The following is a 9,617-nucleotide window of genomic DNA, read 5'->3' as shown; positions in this document are numbered from 1 at the left end:
TCGGCTGTATCTGCCGCAGGCAGCGCCTCGGCTCCGCAGCCTCTGGACTCCCTACCCACCCTAACGACCAGGGTCTGAACCCTGGACCCAAAAGAGGAAGTCGCGGCGTTCAAAAGCCTAAAAAACACTGTCATGCCTGGCCCGTGGAAACTTTCAGGGCCTCAAACGGCGGCACGGGTGTTTTTCTTAACGGCTTTTGCCCGCCGCTCCGATTGGTACCATATGCCCGCCCCAGCGGGCTGGCGGTTCGGTGTGTCTTTTGGTGCTGTAGGGCGCACACTTTGAAATTGCAAGGTGATACCCTTTTTATGATCTAAACCCACCCAACCACCCAATAGCGGAACCCCTGCGGCCTGTGGCCGCGCCCCCTAACAGGGGCTCTAAATTTTTAACGTTTCTTTTGTCCATCAGCGCCGCGGATTTATTATCAATAGTGGCTTCCCCAGGTTTCCAAACGCATAAAAACAACCCCCGCCCCAATAAAGGGCGAGGGTTGCTGCATTTTTATATGTTTTCAGCGCGTACCGGTTGAGAAAATCAGGCTATCTGAAACCTTGGACTCACCGGGGCGCAGCCCGGGAGCCTTCTAAAGCGGCCGATAATCCTTGACTCGTAAAATCAGGTTTTGAGTCCGTTTGCATCGCACCGCGCCACAGGCGCAAACGCCGGGAGCGAGCCAGGGCGTAAAGACCCCGCGGAAGTTCCGGAGACCCGCAAACTTCATGGTACACATTGAAAGCTTTTTGGTTACTTTTTCTCCGAAAAAGTAACTCAGGTGTCGGCGAGTTCGCCGCGGCTGGCGGCCTTCAGGTAGGCGAAGATGAAGCCGTCCAGGTCGCCGTCCATGACGGCGTTGACGTTGCTGGTCTCGTAGCTGGTACGGTGATCCTTCACCATGGTATAGGGCATGAAGACATAGCTGCGGATCTGATGACCCCAGGCGATCTCGTTCTGGACGCCCTTGATGTCCTCGATCTTGTCCATGTGCTGCTGCTGTGCGATCTGGTACAGCTTGGCTTTCAGCATCTGCATGGCGTAGTCGCGGTTCTGGAACTGGCTGCGCTGGGTCTGGCAGCTGACCACGATGCCGGTGGGCTTATGGATCAGGCGAACCGCACTGGAAGTCTTGTTGATGTGCTGGCCGCCGGCGCCCGACGAACGGTACACCTGCATTTCAATGTCCTCGGGCCGGATATCCACCTGAATGGTGTTGTCCAGCTCGGGCATCACTTCCAGAGACGCAAAACTGGTCTGACGCCGTGCGTTGGAGTCAAAGGGACTGACCCGCACCAGGCGGTGGACGCCGTTTTCGCTCTTGAGCAGGCCGTAGGCGTTGGCGCCCTTCACCATGATGGACGCGCTCTTGATGCCTGCCTCGTCGCCGTCCTGGTAATCCAGCACTTCCACGTTCATCCCGTGGTTGGAGGCCCACCGGGTGTACATGCGGTACAGCATCTCGGCCCAGTCCTGGGCCTCGGTGCCGCCGGTGCCGGCGTGGAAGGTCAGAATCGCGTTGCTGTGGTCGTATTCGCCGTTCAGCATGGTCATCAGCTGCAGCTCATCCACCGCTTTGCCCACGGCGTCCACTGCCTGCTCCCCTTCCGGGATCAGGGAGGGGTCGTTCTCCTCCTCCAGCATCAGCAGCATGGTCTGGGCATCCTCATACAGGCCCTGCAGCTTCTCAAAGCGGCCCAGCTTGCCCTTCAGGTCGCCCACTTCATCGAAAACTTTCTTGCTGGCCTCGGCGTCATCGTAAAAGCCCGGCCGGGTCATGGTGTGTTCCAGCTCCTGGACACGCTTCTTGCTGGCGTCGATGGCCAGCGCCTCCTCCAGGTCCTGCACCGACTTGCCATATTCGGCCAGCTGGACCTTCAGTTCGTCAATCGTTATCATAGCTACCTCTCACATCCGTGTTGGTTGGTGTATCCGAATTAGTATACATGGAACCGCCGGCAAAATCAATCCTTGCCCGGCGACGCCGGTTTCTGGTGCAGGGCGCCGGTGCCGCCCTCCACCACGCCGTCATGGCGCAGCACCGCGATCACCGTGCCGAAAAACAGCTTCACATCCCCCAAAAAGGTGATGCCGGCCACATATTCCCCGTCCAGGCGGGCCTTCACCGGGATCTCCAGCTCGTCCCGGCCATGGATCTGGGCCAGGCCGGTGAGGCCGGGGCGCACGTCGTTGGCCCCGTACTTGTCCCGCTCTTCCAGAAGGTCATACTGGTTCCACAAGGCCGGCCGGGGTCCGATCACCGCCATGTCCCCCACCAGGATGTTCCACAGCTGGGGCAGTTCATCCAGGCTGGTTTTCCGCAGAAAACGCCCCACCCGGGTGATATACTGGTCGGGGTCGGCCAGCAGATGGGTGGGCATGTCGTGGGGGGTGTCGCTGCGCATGGTGCGGAATTTCAAAATCCAGAAATGGCTCTTGTGAATCCCCACCCGCTTCTGTTTGAAAAACACCGGGCCCGGTGAATCCACCTTGATGGCCACCGCCAGGCCCAGCAACAGCCAGGACAGGCAGATCAGCCCGCACAGCGCCAGAACTGCGTCCAGCGCCCGCTTGCCGTACTTTCGATACATACCCCGCACCTCTCCTCTGCGTTATGGTCGTACTGTGAGTGTGCCCCCTGTGCCGGGCGGCATACACAGCGGCACCGATAATAAGTATTATAGCATATTTTGCCTGCTTCCACAAGATAAAAGCGATGCACTTTGATTTTTGGGGCGGGGGACGTTCTTGCGCGGGGGCGGGTTCTGTGCTATCATAGCCTTGGATTTTTCATGGACAGGGCCGCGGATTTTACATAGGCGTGGTACAATGGACTATGGAAAAAACGACTCTGCCCCTCCGTGGGCCCGACGAAAGGGAATGGTTATGGAACAAAACGAAAAAATGACCCCGCTGGAAAAGCGCTGGGTCCTGTACGATGTGGGAAACTCGGCCTTCACCCTGCTGATCTCCACCATCCTGCCCATCTACTTCAACGGCCTGGCCGAATCCGCCGACCTGACCGACGCCGAATACCTGGCCTTCTGGGGGTATGCGGCGTCGCTGGTGACGGTGGTGGTGGCGGTGCTGGGGCCCACCCTGGGCGCCGTAGCCGACCTGCCCGGCATGAAGAAAAAACTCTTTGTCCTGTGCGTGGCGGTGGGCATCGCGGGATGCGCCGTCATGGGCCTGGTGCAGTCCTGGATCTGGTTTCTGGGCTGCTTCGTCATCGCCAAGATCGGCTACAGCTCCAGCCTGGTCTTTTATGACTCGATGCTCACCGACGTCACCACCCCCGAGCGGATGGACCGGATTTCCTCGGTGGGATACGCCTTCGGCTACGCCGGCAGCTGCATCCCCTTTGTGGTGAGCCTGGGCATCGTGCTGGGGTATGAGGCCATCGGCCTCACCCTCAACACCGCCATGCTGGCGGCCTTCCTGCTGAACGCCGGGTGGTGGCTGGTGTGCACCCTGCCCCTGCTGCGCAGCTACCGCCAGAAGCACAGCGTCCGCGGGGACGGGCACATGGTGTCGGGGGCCTTCCGCCGGCTGGGCGAGACCCTGCGGGAAATCCGGGGCAACAAACAGGTGTTCTGGTTCCTGATCGCCTTCTTCCTCTACATCGACGGCGTCTACACCATCATCGACATGGCCACCGCCTACGGCCAGGCCCTGGGCCTGGACAGCACCGGCCTGCTGCTGGCGCTGCTGGTGACCCAGATTGTGGCTTTCCCCTTTGCGCTGCTGTTCGGGTGGCTGTCCCGCAGGGTGGACACCGCCCTGCTGGTGTCCATCGGCATCCTGGCCTATGTGGGCATCGGCACTTACGCCATCTTCCTGCGCAGCCAGACCCAGTTCTGGATCCTGGCCGTCTGCGTGGGTATGTTCCAGGGGGGCATCCAGTCCCTCTCCCGCTCCTACTTCGGCAAAATCATCCCGCCCGAGCGCTCGGGTGAATATTACGGCCTGCTGGACATCTGCGGCAAGGGCGCATCCTTTGTGGGCACCTTCCTGGTGAGCGCCATGACCCAGATCTCGGGCAGCACCTCCATCGGCGTCATGGTGATTGCGCCGCTGATTTTGCTGGGCTTCTTTGCGTTCCGCCGCTCGGTTCGGGAGAGCCGGCGGGAGAACGCCTGACATTCTGAACACAATGAGGTGAATTTCCATGCCTGCTGTCTACGCACACCGCCGCTTCGGCGGCGAGGTTCTGGCGGCCTGCCGCAACGATGTGGCCCGCACCGCCATCGAGACCTATCCCGACCTGTACCGCATCGGGCTGCAGGGCCCCGACATCCTGTTCTACTACCATCCCCTGCGGGCCAACGGCTACAAAACCGCCGGCGACGGGATGCACGACGCCCCGGCTGCGCCCTTCTTTGCAGGGGCGGCGGCCCGGGTCAACGACCGGGCCGAGGGCCAGGCCCTATTGAGCTATCTGCTGGGGTTCATCTGCCATTTTGCCCTGGACAGCGAATGCCACAGCTACATTGAATATGAAATCAACCGCAGCGGCCACGGCCACATTGCCATCGAGACCGCCCTGGACGGCGCCCTGATGGAGGCCGACGGGGTGGACTGGCGCAGCGTCAACCCGGCGGGATACATTGCGGTGAACGAGGTGACCGCCCGCACCATCGCCCGGGTGATGCCGGCGGGCCGGGAGCAGGTGCGGACCTGTCTGGCCAACATGAAGCGGTACAACCAGCTCCTGATGCCGGGGGGCCCGGTGCGCAACGCCCTGGTGAAGGGCGTGCTGCATCTGTCGGGCAAGTGGGACCCTCTGGGCGGGCTGGTGATTGCGGCGCTGGACCGTCCGGCCTTTGCGGACAGCTGCGCCGAGCTGATGCGGCTGGGGGATCAGGCGGTGCCGGTGGCCCTGGAGCTGATGGACAACTACTGCGACCACATTTTCCACGGCGCCGCCCTGAGCGACCGTTTTGACCGCACCTACGGACCCCATCCCGACCTGATGGCGGTCTACGAGAACGGCGGGAAGTAAACCAAACCGCCAACCATCCAAAATAACCACAGGGGCTCCTCTGCCGGACGGCGGGGGAGCTTTTTTGTGGGGCTGTGAGGGTTTAAAGGTTTGCCGCCCTGCCCTTTAACACTCTATTTCTTTTCCCTTTTTTCCGCTCCGCTGGGGCCAGAGGGCCAGGGAGGGGGTTTCGACTCCCCCTCCCTAGGTCCGGGTTGCCGTTACCCAAATTTTCAGCGCGGGGCGCTGCCCGCTTGAAAATTTGGACGGCTGCCCCTGCTCCGCCTCGGCTGTTTCTGCCGCAGGCAGCGCCTCGGCTGCGCAGCCAACCACGTCTCCCTACTTCGTCCACTGGACGCGGTCGGCTCGGCTGCCCCTGACAGGGGCTCTAAACCAAAAACAACCCCCGCCCAATAAAGGGCGAGGGTGATTGTATGTTATCGGTTTTCAAAACGTACCAAATGAGCAAACCAGGCCACGCGAAACTTTGCATCGTACCCGGGCACAGCCCGGACGTCGAGTAAGCGCGGCAGAGTGTGCCGCCGGTTGGGCCTCATAAAGAGCGGCCAGAGTTCATGGTACCCAGTGAAAAGCTTTTTGGTTCCTTTTTCTCGAAAAAGGAACTTAAGGTTCCAGGGCCTTTTTGAGGCGGATGTCGTCGCCAAGGAAACGGTAGGGTACAAAGGCCGAGATGCGGCTGGCGACCTTTTCGGTGTAGAGCTTTTCCAGCAGGGTGCCGTCCACAATGTTGGAGGTCAGGATGGTGGGCCGGCGCCGTCCCAGCCGGTCGTTCAGCAGACTGTACAGGGTGCTGATGACGAAACTGGAATTGAACTCGGTGCCCAGATCGTCCAGAATCAGCAAGTCCGCCCCGCCCACCGTGTCCAGAAGGGCATCCTTTTCGCCCGCCGGGTCGGACCCGAAATGCAGGGTCTCCACCCGGCTGAAAAAGTCGGGGCTGGAAATGTAAATCACATCGTATCCCTTGTCCAGGGCCGCCCCCGCCACCGCCAGGGCTGCATGGGTCTTGCCCAGGCCGGCGTTGCCGGTGAGCATCAGGTTTTCGCTGTCCAGGTCGAACTCCTCCGCGTAATCCCGCAGATCCGCCAGCAGTTCCGCCATGTACTGGCGGACGCTGCGCCCCGTTTTCGGGTCGGGGGTGTTGGGATAGTAGTCCAGCTTCATGGTGTCGAAACTGGTCACCGACAGGCTGGACATGGCCTCGATTTCCTCCCGGCGCAGCCGCTGCATCTCCCGCCGCACACAGACACAGGTCTTGCCCTCCGCCACCCCTGTGTCCTGGCAGAGGGAACAGGTATATTTGGGCTCCAGGGCCAGGGGGGAGCGGCCGCTGGCCGCCAGCAGGGCGTCCCGCTTCTGCCGTGCCGCCGCCAGGGCCGAGGCCGCCGCCGTCCGGTCGGCCCCCCGTGCCCCCGCCAGGGCGCACCGCACCCCGCAGGCCGTCACTTCGTCTTCCGCCGCCTTCAGGGCCGGAATCGCCGCCCGCGCCTCCGCCCGGGCATCCTCCGCCCGGGCCCGGGCCTTCTGCCGCCGCGCCGACACCGTCCGCATGGCCGCCTGGTATAGCTCGTTTCGTGTGCGCACTGTCTGCGCCTCCTTTTCTCTTGGCTGTGGGGAAGTTATTCTTTCCGCTTATGCCGCCGGGGCCGCTCCAGGACGTCCTGCAAAAAGTCGTTGCCGCTGGGGGTCTCCCGGTCCACCCGCAGGTTCCGGCTGGCCCCCGCCACGGGGGCCGGACCCCGCACGTCCCGCACCGTCCGCAGGCCCTTGGCGTCCCAGGTTTTCAGGATGCTGTTCCAATACCACAGGTCCCGCCGCGGTCCCGCCTGGACCGCCGCCTCCTGCACCATGGCGTCGTCGTAGCCGTAGACTTCGTACCACCGGGCAATGGCTTTCCGCCCGCCCAGGGTGAGGGCGTCCGGCTCCACCTGCAAGAGGCTGGCCACATACGCCTCCCGCTGCTGGCGCAGGGCCAGCAGTTTCAGGTGTGCGTCCGCCTCCTCGCCGGTCTGCACCCCTTCGGCCCGCCACACTTTCAGCTCGTGGCTCAGGGCTCCCATGGTCCGCTTGCCCCGGCCCGCCAGGTACGCCAGACACAGCATCACCGTCTCGGGCTCGTGGCCCTCCTGCAAATACAGGTTCACCAGCTTTTCCATCTCGCTGTGGGTCAGCGCCCGGGCAAAGGTCCGCTGGGCGCAGTCGATGAGGCTGGCAATCATGGGATCGGTGCGGCTGGCCGCCGCAATCTCGTTCCAGCGCAGGGGAGTGGGGGCCGGCTCGCCGCCCGCCGGGGCGGCGTTTTCGTCGTACCGCTCCAGCAATCCCGCCCCCGCCCAGTAGGCCAGGGCGCTCTCGGCCGTCATCCGGCTCCGGAGCTTCAAATCCACACACAGCTTGTCCGGGTCGGTGACCCCCGTGGCCAGTACGTACAGCGCCACCCGGACGCTGGCTTCTTCGGCGGCGCCCAGCCGGGCAAACACCAGCTGCGGCACCGCCACCGTATCCCCCTGCTGGGGCTTGAGGCGGTAGATCATCCCTGTTCCTCCTCCTGCTCCTGGGCCGGCGGCGTCCAGGGCTCACAATCCAGAATCGACGGCGCCGTCTGCCAGCGGTCGGGGTCGGCGTCGTAGACGCTGCGTATCCATCCCCGGGCCGCCGTCAGGCCCTCCTCGTCCAGGGCAAAGGTTTCGCTCTGCCGCAAAGCCGGGTCGGTATACTCAATGGTCCAGGGCCCCGGCCAGATCTCCACCGTCAGGATGGCCTGCTCCCCGTCGTCGGTCTTGCGCTTGCCGGGGGTGGCCCGATAGCGCATTTCGGCCTGGTTGGCCGAATATACGTTCTTGTTCTTGAAATACAGCAGCCGCGGCAAATCCAGCATGACGGCCCCGCCTCCTTTCCCTGATGCCTTTTATTATAAGGCATCGGGGCCGAATTGCAAGACCCGCCGCCCGCCGGACCAAAAAACTTTCCCCAAACCCGTTGACAAATCCACGCCCCCCTGCTAAAATAACAGGGTAACCTCGTGCAGGGTTAGCTCATCCGGTAGAGCGACTGCTTCCCAAGCAGTAGGCGGCGGGTTCGAGTCCCGTATCCTGCTCCAGTTTCGGCGGCAAACCATGGTGTTTGCCGTCTTTTTTTGTACCTGGGGCAGGGGAGGGCGTCACCCCTTCCGCTTGTGCCGCCGGGGCCGGGCGGCGGCGTCCGCCAGAAAGTCGCTGCCGCTGGGGCTGGGCCGGTCCACCCGCTTTCCGCCCCCTCCGCCGCCCCGATGGGCGGCTTGCCAGGCGGCCAGGGTCAGCTGTCCCGACGCCGCGGCCTGGTCCAGAATCCGCCCGATATAGGCCAGGGGACTGCGGGCTCCATGGGATGCCGCCTGCCGGATGGCCTCCAGGATGAGGCCCTCCTCCAGACCCTTCTCCCGATACCGGGCCAGCATCCGGGCGGCCTGGGCGGCCCCGTCGTATCCGCATTGGGTCCAGACCTGTTCCAGCTGGGTCGTCTCCCTCTCCTCCTCCGGGGCGCACGCCCCCGCAGGGATCGTCTCAGAGACAGAGACAGGGACAGTCTCATGTACAGTCTCAGGGACAGGGACAGGAACATTCTCAGTCTCAGGTACAGGGACAGGAACAGGAACATTCTCAGGAACAGTCTCAGGGACAGGAACAGGTACAGTTACAGCTTGATTTGCTACCGTTTGCTTAGCAAAAGTAGCATTTGCTTGATTTGCTTGGGTTTGCCCGTCAGAATCCGGGCCGTCTGCGAGGGGTTCGGCCTGGTTTTCTGCCTCAAGATGGGCCGCCCGCTGGCGGCCGCCGCGGGAACCCGCCTGACGGCGCTTTTCCCGGGTGGCGTCCCATTTTTCGATGCTGGCGTCCAGGCGCTGGCGGATGAACTCCCATGCCATGGCCGCCACCGGGCTGTCCAGCCGGGGGACGGCGCCCGTCTCGGTATACTCCAGAATGGCGCAGAACAGCTGCCCCACATCCTCCATGGGGAGGCTGCGCAGGGGCTTGGCCCAATCGGTATAAAACAAAACGCTGGTCTTTTTCTCGGGTGTATCCATAACGGCCTCCTTTGGCGTGATGTGGGATGCGGGCCCCGGCGGGGCGAAATGCTTTTGCATCCAGTGTAACGCACCCGGCCCGGGAGGGACAGGGTGTCCTTTTGGAGGGAATTTTCTGCGGTGGAAACTTTGAGAAACACAAACTTTGCCGCTCTGCCTTTAACACTTCTTTTCTTTTCCCTTTTGTTCGCTCCGCTGGGGCCAGAGGGCCAGGGAGGGGGTTTCGACTCCCCCTCCCTAGGCCCTCTGGACTCCCTACCCTCCCTAACGACCAGGGCAGCTTTGGCCCGGCGCGTCCAGTGGACGAAACAGCCGGGCCGAAGCTGGCGCAGCGCTCCGGTTTTTGCAAGCGCCCTCCGCGGCGCGCTGCAAAAATCGGCTAAGCGCAAGAGGACTGACTCCTGGACCCAAAAGAGGAAGTCGCGTCGTTCAAAAGCCTAAAAAACACTATCATGCCTGGCCCGTAGAAACTTTCAAGGCCTCAAACGGCGGCACGGGTGTTTTTCTTAACGGCTTTTGCCCGCCGCTCCGATTGGTACCACATGCCCGCCTCAGCGG

The 9,617-nt window shown here is 62.7% G+C and carries 8 protein-coding genes and 1 tRNA gene; 3 read left to right on the top strand and 6 right to left on the bottom strand.

From position 1 onward, the window contains the following. Positions 1-771: 771 nt before the first annotated feature. Together prfB and B5F27_RS14900 are read right to left on the bottom strand one after the other, a co-directional pair. Positions 772-1,893 carry a peptide chain release factor 2 gene (gene prfB / locus B5F27_RS14905; protein ID WP_087249786.1) on the bottom strand — a complete coding sequence of 374 codons (1,122 nt, stop codon included), beginning with the start codon at positions 1,891-1,893 and terminating at the stop codon, positions 772-774. Positions 1,894-1,958: 65 nt separating this feature from the next. Further along, positions 1,959-2,585 carry a sugar transferase gene (locus B5F27_RS14900; protein WP_087368879.1) on the bottom strand — a complete coding sequence of 209 codons (627 nt, stop codon included), beginning with the start codon at positions 2,583-2,585 and terminating at the stop codon, positions 1,959-1,961. Positions 2,586-2,874: 289 nt separating this feature from the next. Here B5F27_RS14900 and B5F27_RS14895 point away from each other — a divergent pair, with 289 nt between their 5' ends. Together B5F27_RS14895 and B5F27_RS14890 are read left to right on the top strand one after the other, a co-directional pair. Further along, positions 2,875-4,134, top strand: coding sequence for an MFS transporter (locus B5F27_RS14895; protein WP_343214647.1), 1,260 nt, complete (start codon positions 2,875-2,877; stop codon positions 4,132-4,134). A 28-nt stretch (positions 4,135-4,162) separates the two neighbouring features. After that, entirely contained in the window at positions 4,163-4,996 is an 834-nt protein-coding gene (locus tag B5F27_RS14890) for a zinc dependent phospholipase C family protein (RefSeq protein WP_087368877.1), read from the top strand. 603 nt (positions 4,997-5,599) lie between these two features. Here the strand turns inward: B5F27_RS14890 and B5F27_RS14885 are convergent. From B5F27_RS14885 to B5F27_RS14875, 3 genes are read right to left on the bottom strand one after another with little or no spacing between them, the layout of a single operon-like run. Beyond that, positions 5,600-6,580, bottom strand: coding sequence for an ATP-binding protein (locus B5F27_RS14885; protein WP_087368876.1), 981 nt, complete (start codon positions 6,578-6,580; stop codon positions 5,600-5,602). A 35-nt stretch (positions 6,581-6,615) separates the two neighbouring features. Then, positions 6,616-7,530: a DnaD domain protein gene (locus B5F27_RS14880; RefSeq protein ID WP_087368875.1), complete on the bottom strand. Its 915-nt coding sequence runs from the start codon at positions 7,528-7,530 to the stop codon at positions 6,616-6,618. Beyond that, the gene (locus B5F27_RS14875) at positions 7,527-7,874 is read right to left on the bottom strand and encodes a hypothetical protein (RefSeq protein WP_087249443.1); all 348 of its coding nucleotides are present in this window, start codon (positions 7,872-7,874) and stop codon (positions 7,527-7,529) included. Before B5F27_RS14875 ends, B5F27_RS14880 begins: the two co-directional genes overlap by 4 nt. A gap of 146 nt (positions 7,875-8,020) precedes the next feature. Here B5F27_RS14875 and B5F27_RS14870 point away from each other — a divergent pair. Beyond that, a tRNA-Gly gene (locus tag B5F27_RS14870) sits at positions 8,021-8,096 on the top strand. Positions 8,097-8,156: 60 nt separating this feature from the next. Here the strand turns inward: B5F27_RS14870 and B5F27_RS16860 are convergent. After that, positions 8,157-9,059 (bottom strand): DUF6291 domain-containing protein, encoded by a 903-nt coding sequence (locus B5F27_RS16860; protein WP_087368874.1) that lies wholly within the window; start codon positions 9,057-9,059, stop codon positions 8,157-8,159. Positions 9,060-9,617 lie beyond the last annotated feature (558 nt).

It is taken from the genome of Faecalibacterium sp. An192, from assembly GCF_002160175.1.
In the GTDB taxonomy this organism is placed as follows: Bacteria; Bacillota; Clostridia; order Oscillospirales; family Ruminococcaceae; genus Faecalibacterium.
This window is presented reverse-complemented; position numbering and strand designations above follow the sequence as displayed.